Here is a 25,200-nt window from a genome sequence, read left to right as displayed (position 1 = left end):
TTCAGGGTCCGAGCGGGGCCGGGTAGGACTGGGTGGGCCTCGACGAGGCCGGGTGTAGCACGGAGGCTGGGCGGGGCACCGGTGGGCGGCGACGGCCGCCCACCGGGGTTCCCCCTGGGCTCAGCCCGCGTCGGCGATGTTCTTGTTGATGGTGTTGCCGGCGGACTTGATGGTCGCGACCGGGTCCTTGCCGCTGACGATGGCGGAGTACGCCTTGCCGAGCGGCTCCCAGACCGAGGCCATGGCCGGGATGGCGGGCATCGGGGCGGCAGCGTTGGCGGCCTCGGTGAAGACCGTCAGGTCGGGGTCGTCGACCTGCTCCTGCACGGCCGTCATGGCGGGCGGCAGCTGGGTGCCCTCGAAGAGGGTCATCATCGCCTCTTCGCTGTTGACGCCGTTGTTGACGAACTCCTGCGCGATGTCCTTGTTCTTGCCGTTGGCGGCGACCATGAACGCCTGCGCTCCCATGAACGGCTCAGCGGGCTCCTGGCCCTCGAAGCCGGGCACGGGCTGGATGGCGTACTCGAAGCCGGCCTTCTTGACGTCGGCCAGGGCCCACGGACCGGAGACGAGGAAGGCGGCCTTGCCGCTGGTGAACAGCGCGATCGAGTTGTCGCCGCTGATCGAGGTGCGCAGCACGTTGGCCTTGGCGAGGCGGGAGATCTCCTGGGCCGCCTTGACGGACCCCTCCTTGCCGATGCCGACGTCCTGGGCGTCGTAGCCCGAGCCCTCGTCGTAGGCGAAGATGTAGCCGCCGAACGAGGTCAGGATCGGCTCCATGTGGTAGGCGTCGCCGAGCTGGCCGACCGGGAGGTTGAGCGCGGAGTCGACCTCGCCGGCCTTGACGGCCTTCTGGCCGGCGGCTATGGCCTCGTCCATGCTCGCGGGCTCGTCGGGGACGACGTCGGCGTTGCGGTAGAGAGCGAGCGCCTCGATGCCGTAGGGGACGCCGTAGAGCTTGCCGTCGTACGTCGTGGCCTGGACCGCCTTCTCGGAGTAGCCGGACAGCTCGTCGGGGGTCAGGTTGAGCGGCTCGATCGCGCCGTTCTGGACGAGGTTGCCGATCCAGTCGTGGGCGCCGACGACCACGTCGGGGCCGTTGCCGGCCGCGTCCGCGGTCACGAAGTTGCCCTGGAGGTCCTCGGAGATGGCCTGCACCTTGACGTTGATGCCGTTGGACTCGCCGAAGGACTCCGCGACCTCCTTGACGGCGTCGATCTTGAGCGAGTCGGTCCAGACGAGGAGGTCGGCGTCGCCGCCGTCCCCGCCGTCGGGATTGGCGCTCGAGGTGTTGTCGGAGCCGGACGGCTCGGAGCTCGAGCCGGATCCGCCGCCGCAGGCGGCGGCGGTCATGACGAGCACCATCGCGGCCGCCGGGCCGAGGGTGCGGGCGAATCTGCGCATAGGTGGTTCCTCTTCAGAAGTGCGGCAGGTGTGAGGGTCGCCACACGGTAGCAGCGCATTTGCAAGAACGGGAAGACGCTGCAACTTTTTTCATGAGGGATCCCCGCGGAGTGGTCCTCGTCACTAAGGTGTGGTCGTGACCATCAGGCTGAGCGAGATCGCCGAGCGCTCCGGCGTGAGCATCAGCACGGTCAGCCGCGTCCTCAACGAGCGGCCCGGCGTGAGCCAGCAGACCCGCCGCCAGGTCCTGACCGCGATCGACGTGCTCGGCTACGACCGACCCGTACGACTGCGCCCGCGGGCGGGGGGCCTGGTCGGCCTGGTCATCCCCGAGCTCCAGAACCCCTTCTTCCCGCGGCTGGCGCACCACCTCGAGATCCACCTGTCCCGCACGGGCCTGTCGACGGTGCTGTGCAGCCAGACGCTGGGCGGCATCCACGAGGACGACTACGTCGCGATCCTGATGGAGCACTCCGTGGCCGGCATCGTGTTCGTCTCGGGGGTGCACGCCCTCGTCGACAGCGACCCCGCGCGCTACCAGCGCCTGATGGACCTCGGCCTGCCGATCGTCCTGGTCAACGGCGCCCTCGCCGGCCTGGACGCCCCCTGCGTCTCGACCGACGACGTCGCCTCCGTCCAGCTCGCGGTGCAGCACCTCGAGCACATGGGCCACCGCCGCATCGGGGCGGCGCTGGGCCAGCTGCGCTACGTCCCGGCCCAGCGCAAGCGGAAGGCGTTCCTGGAGATCGTGACCGAGCGCGGCCTGGTGCCCGACGACCTCGACGCCGAGGACCTGGTCGAGACCACCGCGTACTCGGTGCAGGGCGGGCAGCGGGCCGCCGACGCCCTCATCGACCGGGGCGTGACCGGCATCGTGTGCGGGTCGGACGTGATGGCCCTGGGCGTGATCCGCGCCGCGCGCCGGCGCGGGCTGCGCGTGCCAGAGGACCTGTCGGTGGTCGGCAGCGACGACAGCCAGATGATGGAGTTCGCCGACCCGCCGCTCACCACCGTACGGCAGCCCGCCGAGGCACTCGCCCAGGCGGCGAGCCTCGAGATCGCCGAGCAGATCGCGGGGTCCAAGCCGCACGCGGGCGAGGTGCTCCACCGCCCCGAGCTGGTCGTACGGGGCTCGACGGCCGCGGCGCCGGAGCCGCTCAGCCCAGGGCGGCCACGATCTCGTTGACCTTGTCCTTGGCGTCGCCGAAGAGCATCTGGGTGTTGTCCTTGAAGAACAGCGGGTTCTGCACCCCGGCGTAGCCCGTGGCCATGGAGCGCTTGAACACCACGACGTCCTTGGCGTTCCAGACCTCCAGCACCGGCATGCCGGCGATCGGTGAGCCGGGCTCCTCCTGGGCGGCCGGGTTGACGGTGTCGTTGGCGCCGATGACGAGCACGACGTCGGTCTCCGGGAGGTCGTCGTTGATCTCGTCCATCTCGAGCACGATGTCGTAGGGCACCTTCGCCTCGGCGAGGAGCACGTTCATGTGGCCGGGCAGCCGGCCCGCGACCGGGTGGATCCCGAACCGGACGTCGACGCCCTTGTCGCGCAGCTTCCTCGTCATCTCCGCGACGGGGTACTGCGCCTGGGCGACCGCCATGCCGTAGCCGGGCGTGATCACCACCGACGAGGCGTGGGCGAGGAGCTCGGCCACGTCGTCGGCCTGGATCTCGCGGTGCTCGCCGTAGTCGCGGTCCTCGCCCGCGGACCCGCCGTCGGAGCCGAACCCACCGGCGATGACGCTCACGAACGAGCGGTTCATCGCCTTGCACATGATGTAGCTCAGGATCGCACCGGACGAGCCGACCAGCGCGCCGGTGATGATGAGCAGGTCGTTGCCGAGCATGAAGCCCGCGGCGGCCGCCGCCCAGCCGGAGTAGCTGTTGAGCATCGACACGACCACCGGCATGTCCCCGCCGCCGATCGCGGCGACGAGGTGGAAGCCGAGGACCAGGGCGAGCGCGGTCATCACCAGGAGCGGGACGATGCCGACCCCGTCGCCGTCGTCGCCCTCGACGAGCGCGAACCACACGCCCAGCGCCACCGAGGCGACGATGATCGCCAGGTTGAGCCAGTGGCGGCCCGGCAGCGTCAGCGGCGCGGACTTCATCCGCGCGCTGAGCTTGAGGTTGGCCACGATCGAGCCCGTGAAGGTGATGGCGCCGATGAAGACGCCGATGAAGACCTCGACGTCGTGGACGGTGTCGTGGCCGGCGCCGTGCTGGAGGTAGGAGTTGAGGCCCACGAGGACGGCGGCGAGACCGACGAAGGAGTGGAGCAGCGCGACGAGCTCGGGCATCCCGGTCATCTCGACGGTGCGCGCGCGCCACGCCCCGATGACGGCGCCGATGCCCATCATGGCGGCCACCACCAGCACGGCCACGCCCAGCGAGGGCGCGTCGGTGGTCAGCTCGTTCTGCTGCGCCATCAACAGGACCGTGGCGACCAGGGCCAGCGCCATGCCGCCCATCCCGAGGATGTTGCCCTGCTTGGCGGTCTCGTGCCGCGCGAGGCCCGCGAGCGCACCGATGAAGCACAGCGCCGCGATGATGTAGGCACCCTGGATGAAGCCGTAGAGGTGCTCCGAGGTGAGGAAGTCGGTCACGGGTCAGCCCTTCCGGAACATCTGGAGCATCCGCAGCGTCACGAGGAAGCCACCGAAGATGTTGATGCTGGCGACGAGCACGGCTACCGCTGCGAGGACGAGGATCAAGGCGTTGCTGGCCGTGCCGACCTGGAGGATCCCGCCGACCAGGATGATCCCGGAGATGGCGTTGGTCTCGGCCATGAGGGGCGTGTGGAGGGCGTGCGCCACGTTGGAGATGACGTAGTAGCCCGCGACCACCGCCAGCGCGAACACCGTGAAGTGACCGAGGAACTCCCCGGGCGAGAAGGCCGCGAGCAGCGCGAACAGCACGCTCGCCAGGCCGGCGGCGTACCACTTGCGGCGCGGGTCCGGCGGCACCTTCTCGGCCGCCGGCTCCTTCTCGGCCGCCCCTGGTCCGGCCGCCGCCGGTGCCGCGGAGACCTGGACGGGGGGCGGCGGCCACATGACCTCCGCACCCGTCCCCGCCGTCGCGTCCTGCCCGGCACGGGTGACGGCGATGCCGCGCTGGACCACGTCGTCCATGTCGAGCGTCAGCACACCGTCCTTCTCCGGCGTGAGCAGCTTGAGGAGGTTGACGATGTTGGTGCCGTAGAGCTGGCTGGTCTGGGCGGCCAGGCGACCGGCGAGGTCGGTGTAGCCGAGGACGGTGACACCGTTGGCCGTGACCACGCGCTCGTCCTTGACCGTGGCGGCGACGTTGCCGCCGTTGGCCGCGGCCATGTCGACGATCACCGAGCCGGGCCGCATCGCCGCGACCGTCTCGGCCGAGATGAGCTGCGGCGCGGGGCGGCCGGGGATCAGCGCGGTGGTGATGACGATGTCGGCTGCGCGCGCCTCCTCGTCGTACATCGCCGCGGTGGCGGCCTCCTGCTCGGCGGTCATCTCCTTGGCGTAGCCGTCCGAGCTGACCTCCTGCTCCATGTCGACCGTGACGAACTGCGCGCCCATCGACTCGACCTGCTCGGCCACCTCGGGGCGTACGTCGAACGCGCGGACGATCGCGCCCAGCGAGCCCGCGGCGCCGATGGCGGCGAGGCCGGCGACACCCGCGCCGACGACGAAGACACGGGCCGGCGGCACCTTTCCGGCCGCGGTGACCTGGCCGGTGAAGAGCCGGCCGAACTCGTGGGCGGCCTCGATCACCGCGCGGTAGCCCGCGACGTTGGCCATCGACGACAGCACGTCCATCGACTGCGCCCGCGAGATCCGCGGCACCGCGTCCATCGCGAGCGCGGTCACGCCCTGGGCGGCGAGCCGCTCGACGAGCTCGGGGCTGCGGCCCGGCGCCATCAGGGCGATGACCGTGGCGCCCGGGCGCAGGCGCGCGATCTCCTCGTCCGTGGGGGCGTTGACCTTGACCACGACGTCGCTCGACCACACCTCGTCGGCGGCGACGACCGCGATGCCCGCGTCGGCGTACGCCGTGTCGGGCTGGTCGGCCGCCTCTCCCGCGCCCCGCTCGACCACGACGACGTAGCCCAGCGCGGCGAGCTGCGACGCCGTCTTCGCCGTCGCTGCGACGAGGGTCTCACCGGGTCGTGACTCACGTGGGATGCCGATGCGCACTGCGTGCCTCCTGGGTGGGGGCTCGGGTCCGGGTCGGGACCTGAGCGGCGTGCGGGCCGGGCACAACGTATCGAAAGGAGGCTGCGCGTCACCTGTGTCTCATGTGGCACGCGTCACGTGTCGCGTGCTCAGGCCGGCTGCCACATGGAGAACCGGGGGCCGTCGTCGGGGAGGGTCAGCGTCCCGTCCGCGTCCGCCCGGACGTCCTCGGTCCCTGCGATCCCGACGAGCTCCCGGCCGAAGGCGGCCGCCGGGAGGCGTACGACGTCGTGTGCCGACCGCGCGGCGTGCACGAGGACCCGACCCTCCGGGGCCTCGCGCAGGAAGGTGACGGCTCCCGCGGCGACGTTGACCCACCGCAGCCCACCGTGGCGGAGGGCCGCGTGGTCGGCGCGGGCACCGAAGAGCGCCCGGGTGGTCGCGAGCCTCCTGTCGTCCCACTGGCTGGTGTCGTGCCACGGGAACGGGCGCCTGCCGTCCTCGCCGTTCGTGCCCTTCTGCCCGATCTCGTCACCGGCCCACAGCATCGGGATCCCCGGCATCGAGGCGAGCAGGCCGAAGGCGACTGTGACGAGCGCGTCGTCGCCGAGGAACGTGGCGATCCGCGGCACGTCGTGCGACCCGACCAGGTTGAGGGCGTGGGCGGTGGCGCGCCACGGCTGCGCGGCCGAGAAGGCCCGCATCGTGTCCACCATCGCGGTGCCGGGGAAGCTGGGAAGCGGGGTGAAGGGGCCCGGCTCGAACCGGATCTCCTCGGGCGGCTTCAGCCACTGCCACAGCGGACGGGCGAAGCCGGCGTAGTTCATCACGCCGTGCCACCCGTCCCCTGCGAGGTCGTGCGACGCGTCGTGGGAGTGCTCGGCCAGGAGCAGCGAGTCCGGGTCGGCCGCCGCCATCGTGGCACGGATGGCGGTGGCGACCTCGTGGTTGAGGTCGGTCGCGCCGAGACGGCCCGTCATGTTGGCGACGTCGATGCGCCACCCGTCGAGGCCGCTGGGGCCGAGCCACCTCGCCACGGTCGACGTCGGGCCCTCGTAGAGGGCGGCGCGCAGGCCCGCGTCACGGTGGTCGAACTTGGGGAGGGAGCGGTACCCGAACCAGCAGACGTAGTCGTCCGGGTGCCTCGTGAAGACGAAGTAGCCGGCCTCCGGCGAGGTGGCGTCGGCCAGCGCACGCTGGAACCAGTCGTGCGCGTCGCCGCAGTGGTTGGTGGTGAGGTCGCCCATCAGCCGCATGCCGCGGCGGTGCACGTCGTCCGCGAGCCGGGCCAGGGCGGAGTCACCGCCGAGCAAGGGGTCGACCCGGTCGAACGTCGAGGCGTCGTAGCGGTGGTTGGAGCGGGCCGGGAAGAACGGCGTGAGGTAGACGGTGTTGGCACCCAGCGACGCGATGTGGTCGAGGTGGGCGCGGACGCCGTCCAGGTCCCCGCCGTAGTACTGCAGGGGCGTCTCGGGACCACTCCCGACGACGGGGTCGTCCCACGCCTGCGGGACGGCCCAGTCGGGGGCGGGCCGGTCGACGGACTTGTCGAACCGGTCGGGGAAGACCTGGTAGAGCACGGCGTCGGCAGCCCACGCCGGCGGCGGCGCGTACGTGGAGATGCGAAAGTCCTCGGCGTCGGTCACGTCCCGCTGGAAGGCGCCCGCCTGGTTCAGCCACTGGTAGCCGTGGGGCACACCGTCGAGGAGCCAGCGGTAGCTGACGACCGGGTTCTCGACGACGAGGTCGCCCCGCAACCAGATCTCCTGGTCGGTCTCCCGGTCGACCGTTGTCTCGACGAGGACCTGCTCGCCGTCGATGCTGCTGCGGAGCAGCGCCTGCGTCACGCCGCTTGCCCGTGGCACACGCAGGAACACCGAGACCTCGTCCCCGAGGTCAGGCGTCAGGTCCGAGACGTACGTCGCCGAGCCGTCGTGATGGGGGGTGTCCCACAGGTGCGCCATGTCGGCAACGCGATGCGTCAGTGCGCGACGCCGTAGAGCCGGTCGCCGGCGTCGCCGAGACCGGGGACGATGTAGCCCTTGTCGTTGAGCTTCTCGTCGAGGGCCGCGGTCACGACGGCGACGGGGACGTCGAGGTCCTCGAGTCCCTTCTCCAGGTTCGCGACGCCCTCGGGCGCGGCGAGCAGGCAGATCGCGGTGATGTCGTCGGCGCCGCGGTCGGTGAGGAACCGGATCGCGGCCGCGAGCGTGCCACCGGTCGCGAGCATCGGGTCGAGGACGTAGCACTGGCGCCCGGACAGGTCCTCGGGCAGCCGCTCGGCGTAGGTCGAGGCCTCGAGCGTCTCCTCGTTGCGGACCATGCCGAGGAAGCCGACCTCGGCCGTCGGCAGCAGGCGCATCATCCCGTCGAGCATGCCGAGCCCGGCGCGGAGGATCGGGACGACCATCGGCTTGGGCTGGGCGAGGTAGACGCCCGTGGTCGGTCCGACGGGGGTGGTGATGTCCATCGGGGCGACGCGCACCTCGCGGGTCGCCTCGTAGGCCAGCAGGGTGACCAGCTCGTCGGTCAGTCGCCGGAAGGTCGGCGAGTCGGTGTCCTGGTCTCGGAGGACGGTGAGCTTGTGGGAGACGAGGGGGTGGTTCACCACGTGCAGGCGCATGGGGGCCACCCTAGTGGGGAGGCCGGGCGCCGAACGAGACACCGAAGAAGGTTGGCGCACCCGGGGCTTTCTGCGACATTGGTGGAGGGAGGTCAGATGTCCGAGCAGCACGGCGAGGTGGACTTCGCGCTGGCCGCGTTCCTGGAGGACGGGGACTGGCAGGTGCAGGAGATCGCCTCGCCCGCCTACGACTCGATCGAGTCGTTGAGCCACGCCCTCCGCCAGGTCTCCGGCGAGGACGGGGCCGTCGGGATGGTCGCCGTCGACGAGGACTTCTTCGTGCTCGTACGCGTCACCGGGGCACGGACGCGCGTGCTGCTCTCCGACGTGACCGCAGCCGACCAGTGGGAGCTGGCCCAGTCGGCCATCGACTTCCTCGGTCTGCCTCCCCCGGAGGACGACGACGTGGAGGTGCCCGCCGGCGACCTCGACCTGCTCGGCGACCTCGGGCTGCACGCGATCGACCTGGGTGCCCTGCTCGACGACGTCGAGCTCTACCCCGACGAGATGCTCTCCGACATCGCCCGTCGCCTCGGGTTCGGCGAGCTCTTCGACGACGCCGTGGGACTCACCTCCGCATGACGAACACCCCACGACGTTCTTCTCCTCCGCTCCGCTCCCCCGAACAACGCCGCGGGGACCCCGGGTGAGGTGGGAAGCACCGATGCGCCTGGCCCTCGCCGAGGCGCAGGCCGCGCTGGCCGCCGACGACGTGCCGGTCGGCGCCGTGGTCCTCGACGAGACCGGCACGGTCATCGGCACCGGACACAACACCCGCGAGGCCGACGCCGACCCCACCGGTCACGCCGAGGTGGTGGCCCTGCGCGCGGCGGCGGCGGCCCGCGGCGAGTGGCGGCTGACCGGCTGCACGCTCGTCGTCACCCTCGAGCCGTGCACGATGTGCGCCGGCGCGCTCGTCCTCGCCCGCGTGGACCGCGTGGTCTTCGGGGCGTACGACGACAAGCTCGGCGCGGTCGGCTCGCTGTGGGACGTCGTACGGGACCGCCGCCTCAACCACCGGCCCGAGGTCGTGGCGGGAGTGCTGGCCGAGGAGTCGGCGGCCCTGCTCGACGGCTTCTTCGCCCGCCACCGCTCGCAGGAGGTCCGATGACGACCGTACGCCGCGCCGGCGTCGCCGACGCCGAGGTGCTCGGCCAGCTGCTGTGGGACTTCAACACCGAGTTCGACACCGAGACCGACGACGCCGACGTGCTGGCCGCCCGGTTCGCCCGGCTGCTGGACCTCCCGGAGATCGTCGTGGTGCTGGCCGAGGACGAGGCGGGCGAGCCGGTCGGCTTCGCGCTGGTCAGCTTCCGACCGGCCATCTGGTTCGACGGCCCGGTCTCGCAGCTCGAGGAGCTCTACGTGGTGCCCGCGCTCCGGTCGCACGGCATCGGCACCGAGATCCTCGGCCTGTGCCGGAGCCTCGCGCGCGACCTCGGATCGCCGGAGATGCACATCGGCGTCGACGAGGTCGACGTCGACACCCGGCGCTTCTACGAGCGTCACGGCTTCGTCAACATCGAGGAGGGCGTCGACTACCGGATGCTCTACTACGTCGGCCCGACGAGCCACTGACGGTCCGCGCCCTTCACTCGCGCACTGCCGGGAGCTCCTCGCGCGCGGCACGCAGCCGGCCGAGGTCGATCTCGGGCACGCCCTCCCGCGCAGCACGGTCGAGGAGGGCGTCGACCTGCTCGTGGAGGCGCACCACGGTGTCGGGGGCTGCCACCCGAGCGATCCGCGCGGCCAGCCGCAGCGACGCGTGCACGACGGCGGGGTCGCCGGCGGCGTAGTTCCGCAGGTCGTCGAAGACGAGGTCGACCAGCGCGGTCCCCGACGGGACCGGCCAGATCACCCTCACGACGCCCTCGCCGTCGGCCCACCCCGCTCCCGGCGCGGGGTGCCGCATCGCCGGGACGAGCCCGGATGCCAGCTCCTCGACCACGTTGCGGGCCGTGTAGGGGTCGTTCGTCGACGGCGAGACCGCGCGCACCGCCATCTCGAGGAGCTGCTGCACCGCGAACCCCACGTCCTGGGCGGGGGTGCGGGTGTCGCCGATGTGGACGTGCTCGACGACGAGACGACTCATCGCCTCCGCGCCCCGGACGCGGGCGAGGGGCTCTCCTGCCATCACGTGGGTGCCCGGCGCCACCGTGAGCTCGGCGACGCCCACGCCCTCGGCCGCCCGGGCGAGCGTCGGAGCATCGATGGACGTGACGTACCCCGCCCGCGGGGCGAGGACGACGGCGTCCGCCGCGCCGAGCGGGCCGGCCGCGACGCGGTCCTCGGCACCGGAGCCGTACACGGCGTCGACCGCCCGCTCGAGCTCGGTGCGGACGCGCCGGATGAGGGTGGAGACCTGGATGACGTCGGAGATGTGGTGCAGGAAGTAGACCAGGGCGGCGACACTCGCCAGAGCCAGCACGAGCGCCCCGTACACCGCCACATGTGGCACGAACGTGATGCCGTCGGTGGCGTCCTGGACCCGCCGCATCACCATCAGGCAGTAGACGAAGGTGGCGACGAAGAGTCCGAGCACCCGCTGGTTGCTGCGGTCGGCCATGAAGTTGCGCACCAGTCGTGGGCCGTACGTGGACGACGCAGTGGCGATGACCGACATCGTGATGGAGAAGGTGGTCGCCGCGACCGCGAGCACCGAGCCGCCGACCGCGACGAGGATGCCGCGGCTGCCCTCGACGCCGAGCAGGAAGGAGTCCGGGAGCACGTCGAGGGCGCGCTCGTCGAGCCAGAGGTCGACCCAGATCACGCCTTGGGCGACCAGCACCGCACCGAGGACCATGAGGCCGGGGACGAACCACATCGACTCCCGCAGCGGGGAGAACCTCGACGACCTCATGTGGCCACCCTAGGAGCGGGTGTGTCGAGACCCCGTCCGCACGCCCCACGCTGTGCCGCGCACGTTCGGCGGTCCTGGCCCTCGATCTCGCGCGACGGGGTCAGCTTCCGTCGCACGTGCGGAGGTCGGTGCCTCAGCCGGAGAAGGCCCTGACCTCCTCCGCCAGGCACTCCTCGAGCTCGGCGAGGTCCGCGACCGCGCTGGCGTCGACGTTGACGCCGATGCAGGCGGTGTCGCCGCAGGTCACCAGGCACGCGGTCAGCGCCGCGCCGGGCAGCGGCCCGAGGACGTACATCCCCTGGACCTGGGCGCCGGCCATGAAGCGCTTGCGCGGCGGGCCCGGCAGCGTGAGCACGAACGCGTCGGGGGCGGCGGCCGTACGGAGGGCGGAGGCGCCGACGAAGGACGGCATCCGGTTCACCAGCGGCGCCGCGGCGTCGAGCACCTCGAGGGCGCGCTCGGTGTGCAGCGACAGCACCTCCCCGCGCACGGCGGCCACCCGGTCGACGGGGTCGTCGATGGAGAGCGGGCCGGAGATGATCGCCTGCGCGAAGCGGTTGCCGAGGTCGTCGGCACGGTCGAGCGAGACGCGTACGCCGACGGGGATCTCGGCGACGGGGCTGTCGCGCCGCAGGTGGTAGCGGCGCAGCCCGCCGAGGACGAGCGCGACCGCGGCGTCGTCGAGCGTGCCACCGCCCTGCCGGGCGACGGTGCGGATCGGGTCGAGGGGCGCGTCGAAGGTGAGGAACGACCACTGCTTGCCGGTGCGCGGCGACAGCTCGGGCGACGGTGGCGCGGTCTGGGTGAGCAGGCGGCGGACGGACGCCCCGTAGCGCAGCGTCGAGGCGAGGACGGCCTGCGGGCGGGTGGCCGCGAGCCCGAGCATGCGCGCCGTCGCCCTGGCGGACCCGGGCAGCGTCGCCACGTCGGTGCGCAACCCCGACACGGCGAGGTCGACCGGGTCGGCGGCCGCGGGTGCGAGTTGGTCCTCGCCCACGGGCTTGCGCGCGGTGTGCGCCCGCCGGCCGGACTGGAGCATCGACAGCAGCTGCACGGTGCCGAGCGGGTCGGCGAGCGCGTGGTGGATCTTGAGGACGTACGCCGCCCCCTCCGGCAGCCCCTCGAAGAGCACGCCCTCCCACAGCGGCCGCGACCGGTCGAAGGGGCGCAGCGCGACCTGGGCGGCGGCGGCGAGCATCTCCTCGCGGGACGAGACCCGCTCACGACGCAGGTGGTAGGAGAGGTCGAAGGTCGGGTCGTCGGCCCAGGTCGGGGCGGCGGTGGGGACGACGGGCTCGACGACGTGCTGCCGCAGCCGCCGGACGAGCCCGGTGCCCCACTCGGTGGCGGCGACGAAGCGCTTCCAGTCGGGCGCGCGGTCGAGGTCGATGACGACCGTGCTGGTCGACGACTGCACCGGGTGCCGCTCGGCCCGCCAGAGCAGGGTCTGCATAGCGGTCAGCTCGGTGCCGGCGGACCAAGCGGCCGCGCCGCCCCAGCGCTCGAAGTCCTCGCTGGAGGTGCTCATGATGGCCACCTGGCGAGGGTCTCCTCGAACTTCGTGTGCAGGGCGGCGATCCGCTCGCTCATGTCGTCGGTGCTCCAGTCGGTCTCGGGCTCCAGGACGCACACGTCGACCACGCCCGGGTTGAGCACCAGCGAGCTGCGTCGCATCAGCTCGCCGGTGTTGCGCAGCACGATCGGCACGACCGGCACGCCCGCCTGCGCGGCGAGGTGGAAGGCGCCCTTGCGGAACGGGCCGAGCACGGGGGTCGCGGACCGCGTGCCCTCGGGGAAGATCATCAGCGACGTGCCGGAGCGGATCCGCTCGACGACGCCGTCGAGCGTGGCCCGGGCCGACGCCGAGTCACCGCGGTCGATCCACGCGGGGTCGATCACGACGGACCCCACCATCGCGCGCGGGTCCCACCGCGCCTCCTTCTTGGCGACGATCGTGAAGTCCCGCTCGAGCAGCCGGCCGAGCACCGGGATGTCGAGCGCGCTCTGGTGGTTGGCCACGAAGATCGCCGGGCGGTGCGTCCAGAGCCGCTCCTGGTGCAGCACGTCGACCGACACGCCGGCCAGCGCCATCGGCAGGCGGGTCGCGAGGCGTACGGCGGCGTTGCGCCCCTCCCGCAGGTTCCCGCGGGCGAGGCCGTAGGCCAGCCCCGCTCCGACGCCGGCGTTCATCCCGGCGAGCGCGGCGAGCGTACGGCCGGCGGCGACGAGCGATCCGCCGACGGGGTCGCTCAGGTCGAGCACCGGCCACCCGAGTCGCGCCGCGGCGGCCCGCAGGTCGCGGTGCGGGTTCAGCGCGGTGGGGTTGCCGACGGAGGAGAGGAAGGCGACGTCCTCGTAGCCGTTGCCGTAGGCGTAGGACTCGGCGAGGTCGATCCCGTGCTCGCGGGCGAAGGCGCGCACGCCGCTGGCCTTGTGGCGTCCCCACAGCATCGGCCCGTCCGTGGCGCCGGTGAACTGGCCGTCCTCGACGACGAGCTGCGTGCAGACGAGGTGCTCCACACCGAGGTCGCGGGCGACCGGCGCGATCTGGTACTTCGTGGCGGCCGAGGCGACGGCGACCGTGTGGCCGGCCCGCTGGTGCGCCATCACGAGGGCGCGGGACTCGCGGCGGATGGTGCCGGCGATCTTGGACCGGAAGAGCCGGTCGCCGAGGTCGGCGAACGCCTCCTCCGACTCGCCGCGCATCGCGGAGAACGCCACGTGGGCGATGCGGGTCGGGTCGCCGCCGAGCTCGCCGTCGACGGCGGTGACCACCGTACGGAGGAACTCGGCCGGCGAGACGTCGCGACCCTTGAGCCGGTCGCCGTAGAAGGTGGCGGCGGTGTAGCCCGCGACGAGGGTGCCGTCGAGGTCGAAGAAGGCGCCGACCGACGGGCCCTGGGGACCGGCCTCGATGGCGTCGATCGCCTCCTGGACGGCAGCGGACAGCCCGCTCACACGCGCTCCTGCCGGCCCTGCTGCTCGCGGGGCTCGGGCTCGGGGTGGCCGACCGTCACGGTGTCGCCCGCGATCTCGCCGATGATGTTGACCCGCCGCAGGGTGTCGCGCAGCTCGGCGGCGAACGCCTCGCGGGCCGACCCGACGCCCTCGCCCGCCTCGAGCAGGCCCTTGTGGCGGGCCAGTGCGAGGGCGGTGCGGAAGAGCTCGAGCGAGATCGACTCCTCGCTGGCGACGCGCCGCTGCAGGGCCCACTGCTGCCCGACCGCGAGGGAGTCGGCGAGCAGGTCCTTCTCGTCGACGGGCCCGTCGCCGTGGTCGGCGAGCCGGTCGGCGACCACGAGGTAGGCGTCGAGGAAGGGCCGCAGCACGAGGTGGGCGAGGTGCGGACGGGCGGTGACGAGCAGCTCACGCGCGCGCACGGGCGTCATCTCGGTGACGCCCTCGCCCACGAGGAGCCGGAGCTCGGTGCGCAGCTCCTCCTCGAAGCCGGCCCGGGAGGGGAAGAAGAACTCGAACTTGAGGAGGTCGCGCATCCGCTTCGCCTCCTCCCAGCCCACCTGCAGCTCCCCGCCCGGGGGCAGCTCGGCGCCCGGCTCGAGCTCGCTGACGGTGAGCAGCGCCAGCTCGCCGATCGCCCGCTCGACGAGGATGTGGATCACCGTGTTGCGGTAGAACGCGGCGACGAGGTGCTGGTCGTCGCCGATCTTCCAGACCGGCTCGGTGCCCTGGTCGTACGCCGTCAGCACGCCGCTCTGCGTCAGCTCGGCGAGCGCGCGGCGGATGGTGGAGCGGTCCCGGAGGTCGGCGGCGCCGGCGACCGGCCACTGGCGGGCCTCGATGTAGGCCGCGAGGGGCTCGACGGTCTCGAGCACCTCGTCGACGGTCAGCGCGCGGTCGGCGCCGAGCAGCGCCAGCGACACGATCGCGGTGGTGGTCACCGGGGTGGCGCGGTTGAGGCGGTGGGAGATGTCGAGCGCGACGCGCTCGACGGCCTGGTGACCGGTGACGCCCTCGGCGGCGAGCTCGTCCATCCGCTCGCGCAGCGAGAACGGCTCGCCGACGGTGAGGTAGGCCCGGCCGAGGCGGTTGCGCTGCAGCCGGGCGAAGCGGACCAGCCAGCGCCAGTCCTCGGGCGTCTTGTTGGCGCCCCTGGCCTCCTCGGTCATCAGCGACACCTCGTGCAGCTGGTCGTAGACCACCGAGACGGGCACGACCTGCACGTCCGGTGCGTCCTCGCCGAAGGGGTCTCCCTCACCCTCGCCCTGCACGGTGTCGGTGAGGTACTTGAGGATGCCGTGCACGGGCGGCCGCAGCTTGCCGGTGCGCGTACGTCCGCCCTCGATCGACCAGGCCAGGTTGCGCTTGTTCTTCACCATCTGGCGGATGTAGGAGCGCAGGGCGAGGCGGTAGACCGGGATCTCCTGGGTCGAGCGCCGGATGAAGATCAGTCCGGTGCGGCTCGCGAACGAACCGATGACCGGTAGGTTGAGGTTGGCGCCGCCGAACGTGTAGGTCGGGGAGAACCGCCGCGCCATCAGCACGTTGGGGATGACCATCCCGTCGAGGTAGGACCGGTGGCTGAAGGCGAGCGCGAGGCTGTGCGCGCGGTCGACCTTCCGCAGCTGCTGCATCTGGTCCTCGTCGACGAGCACGTCGTAGGCCCGCAGGAACCAGTCGCCCATACGGGCCCACCCCTGCGAGGCGCGCTCGTCGTGGGCGGCGGACATCTCGTGGAGGTAGCCCTTGACCTCCGCCCAGACCTCCTCCTCCACGCGACCCTGCTCCTCGGCGGCCAGGGCGACCGCCCGCTGGAAGCGCTTGTCGTGGAGCAGCTCGGTGACCTCCTGCGGCGGTGCGGCCGGCAGCCGCTCCCCCACGCTCCTCGGGAGCGCGGCGCGGGCGAGGTCGCGGACACGGCGTACGACGGCCACTGACCCCTCCTTCCCGCTCGCGTGGTGCGCGAGCACAGGCGTGCGCCGCAAGTTACCGGTCGGGAGGTCCGCTGGCCATGGCCCAGCCGGATGTGTGGGACAGGTGGACCCGCGCCGGTTTCCGGCCTGCGCGGCCCCTCCGGTAACGTTCGGCGCGGTGACGTGTCCGAGCGGCCTAAGGAGAACGCCTCGAAAGCGTTTGTGGGCGCAAGTCCACCGAGGGTTCAAATCCCTCCGTCACCGCCACCCGATCGGGCCGGTCCTCCACGGACCGGCCCGATCGACGTATCTGCGACATCGCCCGACCTAGGTATAGCGGAGCCGGGCCGCGAGGAGGCGGTCGTGACCGTGCATACGGTGCGGCATGACCCTGCGGAACGCGCTACTCGAGCGCCCGAACTCGCTCAACCTTCTCCGCCTGGTGTTGGCCGGATCCGTGATCGTCGGCCACGCGTGGCCCGTGGGTCGCGAGGGGGCAGCGCCCGGGTGGGTCGAGTCGGTGGTCTCGCTGGCCGTGCCGGGCTTCTTCTGCCTGTCGGGATTCCTCATCGCCCACTCGCGGATGCGTCTCCCGCTGGGCCGCTTCATGTGGAACCGCTGCCTGCGGATCCTGCCCGCCTACTGGGTGGTGCTGGCCGCGGTAGCGCTCGTCGCTGCTCCCCTCTCGACCCTCGGCGGCGGCGTCTGGAGTGCCTCGGAAGCAGTACGCTACATGGCCAGCAACGCTGCTCTGCGGCAGTTCACGTGGACCATCCCGGGCACGGTCGACGGATGGGCATGGAATGGCTCGCTGTGGACCTTGTGGTTCGAGTTCATCGCCTACATCGGAGCCGGCGTCCTGCTCTCGATCGCGTTGGTGCGTCGTCACCCGGCGACGGTGTCAGCGGTGCTGTACGTGCTCGGGGCCGTCAGCGTCTGGTGGATGTTCGGACCGGGTGGGATCTCGACCGACCTGTTCCGGGACCTCGCGTGGCTGGGGACCTACTTCCTGGCTGGGATGACTTTCTACTTCCTCTCCGGCAGGGTGCCGCTGGACGCGCGGTGGGCGATCGTCTCCGTCGCGTGCCTCGCTCTGTTCCTCTCCCTCGAGTGGGCGCACTTCGCGGGGGGCCTGCCGCTCGCCTACTCCCTGCTGTGGGCCGGAGCCGTGATCCCGGCCAGATGGGCGCAGCGGAACGACGTGTCGTACGGCGTCTACATCTACGCGTTCCCGGTCCAGGTCCTGCTGGAGTGGTTCGTGCCTGGCCTCGGCGTCGCGTTGCACATCGTGCTCGCATTCGCAATCACCGTGCCCCTCGCCTGGACGTCGTGGCTGCTCGTGGAGCGCCCTGCCATGCGCCTCAAGCACCTCGACCTCCGCCGGGACCACCCCAGGGTGCCGCCCAGGCGGGAGCCGACCCTGGCGCCCTGATCCGTCCCTTGTAAGACATGCTCTGGTCCACCGGTCCAGACCACCCCTGGAACGCCGTCACGACACCGGGCGGGCGCCGTCCCACTGACGGTAGGGCCGGACGGCCGCGTTCCGTCCAGCCCGCCCGCCGTCCCCGTACGCCGACCTCCCGCCGACGTACGGATCCCCCCAGTGGCGGCGGAACCGACAGCACCGACAAACGCAACCGCGGCACGGCCCTCGCAGGGGCCGTGCCGCTGCGTTTTTCCACCCCGGACCACCCCCCGAAAGGGTGACGGGCCCGCTACCCTCGACACACCTTGGACAGGGCGCAGCGGGAGGGAGACCGTGATGGCGCGAGAGCGGTGGTGGTCGGCCGGGATCGGCATCGTGGCCGTCGTGGTGGGGTGGTGGCTGCTCTTCCGGCCGTTCGCCTCCCTCAGCCTGCTGATGCTGCTGGTGGTCGTCGGGCTCCTGGTCATGGCGGCCGCCCGGCTGGCGGAGGCGGAGCGACCGTACGCACCCCTCGAGCTCGCACCCGCCGCGGCGTACGCCCTCGCGGCGGTCGCGATCGTGCTGTGGCCCGGCAGCGCGGTGGTCGCCCTCGTCTGGGTGGTCGCGCTGTCGCTCCTGGTCGACGGCGTGGTCGCGCTCGTCCGGGCGGCGCGCGAGAGCGGTCCGGGCCGGATCGCCGCAGCCCTTCGAGGTGCGGCCTGCATGGTCCTCGCCGTGCTCGCAGTCACGTGGCCCGATCTCGCGTCGATCGTCGTCGCGGTGGTCTTCGGCATCCGGCTGCTGTGGACCGGGCTCCAGCTGGTCTGGCAGGGCGTGCGCGGGCGAGAGGTCGGCCTGACCCGCAGCGCGGGGCCTGCGCCGTGGTGGCGGCGGAGCCTTTCGCGGTCGTGGCCGCTGGCACCCTCGCACTGGCTGTCGTGCTCGCCGGCGTCGGCTCCCTGGTCAGCGACAGCACGCCGGTGCCGGACGACTTCTACGCCGCTCCCGACGACGTCCCTGCCGAGCCCGGCGCGCTGCTGAGGACGGCCGACTTCGACCGCGCGATCCCGGAGGGCGCGACCGCGCAGCGGATCCTCTACACGACCACCGCGCTCGGCGACGAGCCGGCACTCGCCAGCGCCCTCCTGGTGGTGCCGGAGGACGCGGGGGGCGACCCGCTGCCGGTCGTCGCCTGGGCGCACGGCACGACCGGGGTCGCCGAAGGATGCGCGCCGTCGCTGCTGGAGGACCCCTTCGAGGCCGGGGCGATGTTCACCCTCGACGAGGCGATCGACAACGGCTGGGCGGTCGTGGCGACCGACTACATCGGCCTCGGCACCGAAGGTCCGCACGCCTACCTCGTCGGGGAACCGGCCGGCCACGCCGTGCTCGACGGCATCCGCGCGGCCCGCTCGGTCGAGGGACTGTCCCTCTCCGACCAAGCCGTGGTCTGGGGCCACTCCCAGGGCGGGCACGCCGCACTGTGGGCCGGCACCCTCGCCGGCGACTACGCCCCCGGCGCCGGGGTCGTCGGGGTGGCCGCCATGGCGCCGGCCAGCAACCTCACGGGGCTGATCACCAACCTGGACGACGTCACCGGCGGCAGCATCTTCGCCGCGTACGTCCTCGACGGGTACGCCGCCGCCTACGACGACGTCGACATCGACGACTACGTCCGCGGCGCCGCGGAGGTGCAGGTCGAGGAGATGGCCACACGCTGCCTGTCCGGCCCGGGCGCCCTGCTCAACATCGCGGAGTACCTCACCCAGGACACCTCGGTCTTCGACACCGACCCTTCGTCCGGAGCGCTCGGCGCCCGGCTGGCGGAGAACGTCCCGAGCGACCTCATCGCGGCGCCACTCCTCCTCGCGCAGGGCGAGACCGACCCCCTCGTCATCCCGGCGGCCCAGGAGGCGTACGCCGAGCAGCGCTGCGCCTCCGACGGCGGGCCGGTCGACTATCGCACCTACGCCGACCGGGACCACGTCGGCGTCGTGGCGGACGACTCACCTCTCGTGCCCGACCTCCTTGAGTGGACCAGGCAGCGGTTCGCCGGGGAGCCGGCCGCCGACACCTGCGGCTGATCCACGGCGCGCGGACGCACTTGGAGGGGAAGTCCGACACGTCGTGGGGGTTGTGTCCCCCTCCAGGTGGCGGACTCCCCGCTCGAGCGGGGAGTCCGCCACTTCGGGGCTTTCACAACCCCCACCAACAGTCGGACTTCCCCACCAGGTCGGCCCTCGGTGCCCGCCGATGACGAACCTTTTGCACTCAGTGCAACAATGATCGGGTGACCACCGACCAGCCAGCCGACGGGCGCAGCGCACTGCGCGCGGAGCGACGTCTCGCGATTCTCGACGCGGCACGCGCCCTCGCCACCGAGCACGGCTCGGCCGGCTTCACCGTCGACCAGGTCGCCGCGCGCGCCGGGGTGTCGCGGCGGACCGTGTTCAACCACTTCGCCGGTCTCGACCAGCTCCTCGTCGCCGTGTGCGAGCAGCGCCTCGCCGAGACCACCACCGAGCTGCTCGACGAGGTCGACCGCCGCATCGCCGCCCTCCACCGGACAGGCCCCGGCGCGGGCCTCGGAACAGGCCCCGGAACTGGCCCTGGGACGGACCTCGACGGCCGTACGGTCCTCGCCGCGGTCGCCGGGTCCGCCCGCGGCGTCGACCTGCCGACCGCCATCGCGTCGATCCACCTCGTGCTCGGTGCCCCGGCCCCGGCCGACGAGCGCGCCCAGCACATCTCGCGCACCGCCTTCGAGCACGTCGGCGGGCGCCTGCGCGAGCACCTGCAGCTGCGGGCGCCCGACCTCGACGCCCTCGACCTCGAGCTGACCCTGGCGCTGATGTTCAGCGGCATCACCACGATCGCCGACATCTGGCTCGAGCAGCACCCCGACCTCCCGCCCGACGTCCCGGACGCCGCGCGCGCCGAGTGGGACCGCCTGCTCGAGCGCCTGCTCCACCACCTCCGCCTCGGCCCCGCCGACTGAGGGCGTCCCCGCCCACTCCGCTTCCCTCGCTTCCCCCGAAAGGCCCGCCGACATGGCTGAGCTCCTCTACCGCATCGGTCGCTTCGCAGCCCGCCACCACTGGACCGTGATCGGCGCCTGGCTGGCCCTCCTCGCCGTGACCGCCGTCACGTACGTGTCCTTCGCCGGGGCGCTGTCGTCGTCGATCTCGCTCCCGGACACCCCCACCACACGGGTCTCGCAGCAGCTGCAGGACGACTTCGAGGGCACCGGCGCGGGCAACGGATCGATCGTCGCCGAGACCACCGACGGCGAAGCGCTCACGGCAGCGCAGGAGCGGGAGCTGGTCGACCTGTTCGACCGGATCGCCGAGGTCGACGGGATCGAGGACGTCACGGACCCGTTCGCCACGCAGTCCCGGGTCGACGAGTCGGCCGAGCAGGTGTCCGAGGGCCAGCAGCAGCTCCAGGACGGGCTCGTGCAGCTCGACGCCGCCCAGGCGCAGATCGACGCCGGCCGCGACGCGCTCGAGGAGCAGCGCCGGCGGGCGCGTGAGGCCGGGACGCTCGCCGCCGTACGCTCCCAGCTCGCGGCTGCGGAGCAGCAGCTCGACAACGGTCAGGCCGAGGTCGACCGCGGGCTCGCCCGGATCGAGGAGCAGAGGCCCCGGCTCGAGGTGGGCGCCACGCTGTCCGGGCTGTCGTCCGGGTTCCGCACGGTCTCCGAGGACGGCTCCGCCGCGGTGGCCAACGTGGTCTTCTCGCTGCCGATCAACGAGGTCGAGGTCGAGACCAAGACCGAGATCGAGGACCTCGTCGCCGACGCGGGCATCGACGGCGTGGAGGTCCACCCGTCCCAGGAGATCGCCCAGACCGTCCCCTCGATCCTCGGGCCGGGCGAGATCGCCGGCGTCGTGATCGCGGCGATCGTGCTCACCGTCATGCTCGGCACCCTCGTCGGCGCCGCGCTCCCGCTCGTGACCGCGCTGCTCGGGGTCGGGGTCGCGTCGCTGGCGTCGCTGTCCTTCTCGGGCCTGGTCCAGTTCGTCTCGGTCACGCCGGTGCTCGGCGTGATGCTGGGCCTGGCGGTCGGCATCGACTACTCCCTCTTCATCATCAACCGCCACCGCCGCCAGCTGAAGCAGGGCGCCGGCCTGCACGAGTCGATCGGGCTGGCCAACGGCACGTCCGGCAACGCGGTGGTCTTCGCCGGCGTGACCGTCATCGTCGCGCTGCTCGCCCTCAACGTCACCGGGGTCGGGTTCCTCGGCCTGATGGGCACGGTGGGCGCCGTCGCCGTGCTGGTCGCGATCCTCATGGCGGTCACCCTCACCCCGGCCGTGCTCTCGCTGGTCGGGATGCGCATCCTGCGCCGCCGCGAGCGCGAGCGGCTGGCCGCCGGCGAGCGCGCCCACGACGACGCCATCACCGAGCGCGACCGCCCGATGAGCACGCTGCGCGCCTGCTGGGTGCTCGGGTTCGGCATCGCGGCGCTGCTCCTCGTCGCCGCCCCCGCCACCCAGATGCGGCTCGGCCTGCCCGACGGCTCCACCCAGCCCCCGGACTCCTCCGGCTTCCGGGCCTACGAGGTCCAAGCGGAGAAGTTCGGTGACGGGTCCAACGGTCCGCTGCTCGTCGTCGCCGACCTCGCCGCGCCCCTCGGCGAGGGCGAGGACGCCGTGCTGCGCGAGCAGGCCGCCATCGGCGCGGCCATCGACCGCCTGTGGTCCGTCGAGGCGGTCGTGCCCATCGGCGCCTCGGTGGACCGTACGTCGCTGGCCTTCCAGGTCGTCCCGCACGGGGCGCCCTCCAGCGAGTCGACCGAGGAGCTGGTCCGTGACCTGCGCGAGCTCAGGCCGCAGACCGTCGACGGCAGCGAGGCGACGCTCGGCGTCGCCGGCAACGCCAGCGCCAACATCGACATCTCCGGACAGCTCGCCGACGTGCTGCCGACCTACCTCGTGCTGGTCGTCGGGCTCTCGATGCTGATCCTCATCGTGGTGTTCCGCTCGATCCTCGTGCCCCTCACGGCGACGCTCGGCTTCGTGCTGTCGCTGCTGGCGGCCTTCGGCGGCATCACCGCGATCTTCCAGCTCGGGTTCCTCGCCGACCTGTTCGGCGTCCACGCCCCCGGCCCGGTGCTGAGCTTCCTGCCGATCATCGCCACCGGCATCCTCTTCGGCCTGGCGATGGACTACCAGCTGTTCCTGGTCTCGGGGATGCGCGAGGCGTACGCCCACGGAGCGCCGGCGCGGGTCGCGGTGCAGCACGGCCTCCACGCCGGGCGCGCGGTCGTGACGGCTGCCGCGATCATCATGATCTCGGTCTTCGCGGGCTTCGTGTTCTCCCACGACGCGACGATCAAGCCGATCGGGTTCGGCCTGGCCTTCGGCGTGCTGCTCGACGCGTTCGTCGTACGGATGCTGCTGATCCCGGCCGCGATGCACCTGCTGGGCGAGAAGGCGTGGTGGCTGCCGCGGTGGCTCGACCGGATCCTCCCCGACGTGGACGTGGAGGGCGCCAGGCTCGAGCGCAGCCACCCAGTGGGATGACCGGCCGCGTGCACGACAATGGCCCCGTGACCGAATCCCGCTCCGTACGCACCTGGCTGACCGACATGGACGGGGTCCTGGTGCGCGAGGAGGAACCGATCCCGGGCGCCAAGGAGTTCATCGCGGCCCTGCGCGAGAACGACGTGCCGTTCCTGGTGCTGACCAACAACTCGATCTTCACCCCGCGCGACCTGCGGGTGCGGCTGCTGCGCAGCAGCGGCATCGACGTGCCGGAGGAGTCGATCTGGACCTCGGCGCTGGCGACCGCACAGTTCCTGGACGACCAGCGGCCGGGCGGCTCGGCGTACGTCGTCGGCGAGAGCGGCCTGACCGCGGCCATCCACGACGTCGGCTACGTGATGACCGACCAGGACCCCGACTACGTCGTGCTCGGCGAGACCCGCACCTACTCGTTCGAGGCGATCACCCGTGCCATCCGCCTCATCGCCAGCGGCGCGCGCTTCATCGCGACCAACCCCGACCCCAACGGACCGAGCGCGCAGGGCATGCTCCCGGCGACGGGCTCGGTCGCCGCGCTCATCAGCACAGCCACGGGGCGCCAGCCCTACTACATCGGCAAGCCCAACCCGCTGATGATGCGCAGCGCGCTCAACCGGCTCGAGGCCCACTCCGAGACGACGGTGATGATCGGCGACCGGATGGACACCGACATCATCAGCGGCCTCGAGGCCGGGATGCGCACGATCCTCGTGGCCACCGGCGCCACCGAGCGCCACCAGGTGGAGAACTTCCCCTACCGCCCGACGCGGATGGTCGAGTCCATCGCCGACGTCGTCCCCTTCGTCAGCCGGATGTGCCTGCCCGAGGACTCGTAGGCCTCCGCCACGGGCAGCACGGTCACCAACCGTACGGCGTGAGCAGCTGGTCGACCGGCGCGTAGTCGTCGGTCAGCACCGGAGCGTCGGCCGCCCACGCAGCGAGCTCGTCGCCGGACATCGCGCGCCAGTCGAGGTCGCGCTCGGCGAACGACGCGGTGACGGCGTCGAGGTCGACCGGCGCCCCGGACGCGACGAGGACGAGGTTGCCGCCGTCGTCGCCCGCCAGGACGTCCGGGGCGGCGAGCAGCGCCACCTCGTCGAACACCTCCGCCGCCGTACGGACGTAGGCGCGGGCGAAGTCGAGGGGGCCGTGGTCGATGACGTTGGCGACGTAGACCCCGTCCGCCGCCAGGCTCCGCTCGAGGCCGCCGAGCGCCTCGACCGTGGCGAGGTGCCACGGCACGCTGACGCCTCCGAAGGCGTCGCCGACGACCAGGTCGAGCGTGCCGGGGTCGAGGTCGTCGATGGCGAGTCGCCCGTCCTCGACGTCGACCTCGACGCCGTCGGGGAGCGAGCCGCCGAGCAGCTCGAGGTCCGCCTCGACCACGCCGGCGTCGATCTCGGAGACCGTGCTCGCGGTGCCCGGCCGGGTCGCCGCGAGGTAGCGCGGCAGCGTGAGCCCGCCGGCACCGAGGTGGTGGGCCGTGAGGGGGTCGTTGGCGGGGAACGCGGTGTCGAGCACCGACGCCATCGCCTGGACGTAGGCGAAGTCGAGGTGGGTGGGGTCGTCGAGGTCGACGTAGGAGTGCCGCAGGCCGTCGAGCACCAGCACCCGGCCGTCCGGCCGGTCGGGGTCCTCGGTGACCGCGAGGCAGTGGTAGGTCGTCTCGACGTCGCACCCGCTGGGCGCCGCCGCCGCACCGAGACCGGCGAACGCGACCACCAGCCCGAGCACCGCGTCGCCGCGGCCGCGGCGCCCCGACACCTGCACCAGGACCGACGTCACCAGCAAGGCGACGCCGAGGCCCACGAGGATCCCGCTCACCGGCACGCGCGAGACGAGGACGAACCCGGTCACCACCGTGCCGACGATCGCCCCCACGGTGCCGAGCCCGGACAGGTGTCCGACGACGGTGCCGGTCTCGGCGAGGCTGGTGAGCCGCAGCTTGATGACCACGGGGCCCACCGCCGACAGCAGCACCCCGGGCACGAGGATCGACAGCATGGCCGCGAGGAGGAGCAGGCCGGCGTCGCCCGACGCGGCAGCCCCGCGTACGACGGCGGGGGTCAGCGCCACCGCGGCGCCCGAGACGCCGAGCAGCGGTCCGAGCAGCGGTCGCGGCGCGACCCGGTCCGCGGTCCACCCGCCGGCCCAGGTGCCGGCGGCGATCGCGGTGAGGGCCATCCCGATCACCAGCGTGTTGGTCTCGAGCGTCAGGCCGTAGTGGGGCGCGAGCAGGCGGAGCGCCACCAGCTCGACCACGAGGACGGCCGCCGACGAGCCGAACACGAGCGCGGCCGCGACCCACGCGGACAGTCCGTGCCCCTGCGCCGACTCGCCTGCCATGGCGACGAT

General features: G+C 72.4%; 20 protein-coding genes and 1 tRNA gene. 11 read left to right on the top strand and 10 right to left on the bottom strand.

The window, feature by feature from the left end:
• Nucleotides 1-120: 120 nt before the first annotated feature.
• Nucleotides 121-1,404 carry a sugar ABC transporter substrate-binding protein gene (locus IEZ24_RS19820; RefSeq protein ID WP_129456742.1) on the bottom strand — a complete coding sequence of 428 codons (1,284 nt, stop codon included), beginning with the start codon at nt 1,402-1,404 and terminating at the stop codon, nt 121-123.
• A gap of 136 nt (nt 1,405-1,540) precedes the next feature.
• On the opposite strand from IEZ24_RS19820, the gene IEZ24_RS19815 reads away from it, so the two are divergent.
• Nucleotides 1,541-2,590, top strand: a complete 1,050-nt coding sequence (locus IEZ24_RS19815) for a LacI family DNA-binding transcriptional regulator (protein ID WP_129456743.1) — start codon at nt 1,541-1,543, stop codon at nt 2,588-2,590.
• Here IEZ24_RS19815 and pntB read toward each other — a convergent pair.
• From pntB to upp, 4 genes are all read right to left on the bottom strand, one after another.
• Nucleotides 2,562-4,010, bottom strand: a complete 1,449-nt coding sequence (gene pntB / locus IEZ24_RS19810; protein WP_207206926.1) for a Re/Si-specific NAD(P)(+) transhydrogenase subunit beta — start codon at nt 4,008-4,010, stop codon at nt 2,562-2,564. The two genes, IEZ24_RS19815 and pntB, sit on opposite strands and share 29 nt — an antisense overlap.
• A 3-nt stretch (nt 4,011-4,013) precedes the next feature.
• On the bottom strand, nt 4,014-5,579 hold the full coding sequence (locus tag IEZ24_RS19805) for a Re/Si-specific NAD(P)(+) transhydrogenase subunit alpha (RefSeq protein WP_129456744.1): 1,566 nt from the start codon (nt 5,577-5,579) through the stop codon (nt 4,014-4,016).
• A 128-nt stretch (nt 5,580-5,707) separates the two neighbouring features.
• Nucleotides 5,708-7,522 carry a glycoside hydrolase family 13 protein gene (locus IEZ24_RS19800; RefSeq protein ID WP_207206927.1) on the bottom strand — a complete coding sequence of 605 codons (1,815 nt, stop codon included), beginning with the start codon at nt 7,520-7,522 and terminating at the stop codon, nt 5,708-5,710.
• A 17-nt stretch (nt 7,523-7,539) separates the two neighbouring features.
• Nucleotides 7,540-8,181 (bottom strand): uracil phosphoribosyltransferase, encoded by a 642-nt coding sequence (gene upp / locus IEZ24_RS19795; protein ID WP_129456745.1) that lies wholly within the window; start codon nt 8,179-8,181, stop codon nt 7,540-7,542.
• A 96-nt stretch (nt 8,182-8,277) separates the two neighbouring features.
• Here upp and IEZ24_RS19790 point away from each other — a divergent pair, with 96 nt between their 5' ends.
• The 3 genes from IEZ24_RS19790 (at nt 8,278) to IEZ24_RS19780 (ending at nt 9,759) form a co-directional block, all read left to right on the top strand.
• Nucleotides 8,278-8,763: a tRNA adenosine deaminase-associated protein gene (locus IEZ24_RS19790; RefSeq protein ID WP_129456746.1), complete on the top strand. Its 486-nt coding sequence runs from the start codon at nt 8,278-8,280 to the stop codon at nt 8,761-8,763.
• 82 nt (nt 8,764-8,845) lie between these two features.
• Nucleotides 8,846-9,292 (top strand): tRNA adenosine(34) deaminase TadA, encoded by a 447-nt coding sequence (gene tadA, locus IEZ24_RS19785; protein WP_129456747.1) that lies wholly within the window; start codon nt 8,846-8,848, stop codon nt 9,290-9,292.
• Nucleotides 9,289-9,759, top strand: a complete 471-nt coding sequence (locus tag IEZ24_RS19780; protein WP_129456748.1) for a GNAT family N-acetyltransferase — start codon at nt 9,289-9,291, stop codon at nt 9,757-9,759. Before tadA ends, IEZ24_RS19780 begins: the two co-directional genes overlap by 4 nt.
• Before the next feature lie 13 nt (nt 9,760-9,772).
• Here IEZ24_RS19780 and IEZ24_RS19775 read toward each other — a convergent pair whose 3' ends face one another.
• From IEZ24_RS19775 to IEZ24_RS19760, 4 genes are all read right to left on the bottom strand, one after another.
• A complete protein-coding gene (locus tag IEZ24_RS19775) occupies nt 9,773-11,041 on the bottom strand; it encodes a DUF2254 domain-containing protein (protein ID WP_129456749.1) in 1,269 nt (422 codons plus the stop codon).
• A gap of 133 nt (nt 11,042-11,174) precedes the next feature.
• Nucleotides 11,175-12,569, bottom strand: coding sequence for a wax ester/triacylglycerol synthase domain-containing protein (locus tag IEZ24_RS19770; RefSeq protein ID WP_129456750.1), 1,395 nt, complete (start codon nt 12,567-12,569; stop codon nt 11,175-11,177).
• Nucleotides 12,566-13,999: an HAD-IB family hydrolase gene (locus IEZ24_RS19765; protein ID WP_129456751.1), complete on the bottom strand. Its 1,434-nt coding sequence runs from the start codon at nt 13,997-13,999 to the stop codon at nt 12,566-12,568. The genes IEZ24_RS19770 and IEZ24_RS19765 overlap by 4 nt, the downstream gene beginning before the upstream one ends.
• Complete coding sequence (locus IEZ24_RS19760; protein WP_129456752.1) at nt 13,996-15,933, bottom strand: lysophospholipid acyltransferase; 1,938 nt, start codon at nt 15,931-15,933, stop codon at nt 13,996-13,998. The genes IEZ24_RS19765 and IEZ24_RS19760 overlap by 4 nt, the downstream gene beginning before the upstream one ends.
• A gap of 156 nt (nt 15,934-16,089) precedes the next feature.
• On the opposite strand from IEZ24_RS19760, the gene IEZ24_RS19755 reads away from it, so the two are divergent.
• The 7 genes from IEZ24_RS19755 (at nt 16,090) to IEZ24_RS19730 (ending at nt 23,681) form a co-directional block, all read left to right on the top strand.
• A tRNA-Ser gene (locus tag IEZ24_RS19755) sits at nt 16,090-16,179 on the top strand.
• Nucleotides 16,180-16,297: 118 nt separating this feature from the next.
• A complete protein-coding gene (locus IEZ24_RS19750) occupies nt 16,298-17,344 on the top strand; it encodes an acyltransferase family protein (RefSeq protein WP_129456753.1) in 1,047 nt (348 codons plus the stop codon).
• 330 nt (nt 17,345-17,674) lie between these two features.
• Entirely contained in the window at nt 17,675-18,358 is a 684-nt protein-coding gene (locus IEZ24_RS21885; RefSeq protein WP_129456754.1) for a DUF308 domain-containing protein, read from the top strand.
• Between the two features lie 227 nt (nt 18,359-18,585).
• Nucleotides 18,586-19,401 (top strand): alpha/beta fold hydrolase, encoded by an 816-nt coding sequence (locus tag IEZ24_RS19745; RefSeq protein ID WP_224745602.1) that lies wholly within the window; start codon nt 18,586-18,588, stop codon nt 19,399-19,401.
• A 206-nt stretch (nt 19,402-19,607) separates the two neighbouring features.
• On the top strand, nt 19,608-20,315 hold the full coding sequence (locus IEZ24_RS19740) for a TetR/AcrR family transcriptional regulator (protein WP_129456756.1): 708 nt from the start codon (nt 19,608-19,610) through the stop codon (nt 20,313-20,315).
• 52 nt (nt 20,316-20,367) lie between these two features.
• Nucleotides 20,368-22,845: an MMPL family transporter gene (locus tag IEZ24_RS19735; protein ID WP_129456757.1), complete on the top strand. Its 2,478-nt coding sequence runs from the start codon at nt 20,368-20,370 to the stop codon at nt 22,843-22,845.
• Entirely contained in the window at nt 22,842-23,681 is an 840-nt protein-coding gene (locus IEZ24_RS19730) for an HAD-IIA family hydrolase (RefSeq protein WP_129456758.1), read from the top strand. Before IEZ24_RS19735 ends, IEZ24_RS19730 begins: the two co-directional genes overlap by 4 nt.
• Nucleotides 23,682-23,703: 22 nt before the next feature.
• Here the strand turns inward: IEZ24_RS19730 and IEZ24_RS19725 are convergent, their stop codons facing one another.
• Nucleotides 23,704-25,191, bottom strand: coding sequence for a fused MFS/spermidine synthase (locus IEZ24_RS19725; protein WP_129456759.1), 1,488 nt, complete (start codon nt 25,189-25,191; stop codon nt 23,704-23,706).
• Nucleotides 25,192-25,200: the final 9 nt, after the last annotated feature.

It is taken from the genome of Nocardioides ganghwensis, assembly GCF_014779655.1.
Classification (GTDB): Bacteria; Actinomycetota; Actinomycetes; order Propionibacteriales; family Nocardioidaceae; genus Nocardioides; species Nocardioides ganghwensis.
This window is presented reverse-complemented; position numbering and strand designations above follow the sequence as displayed.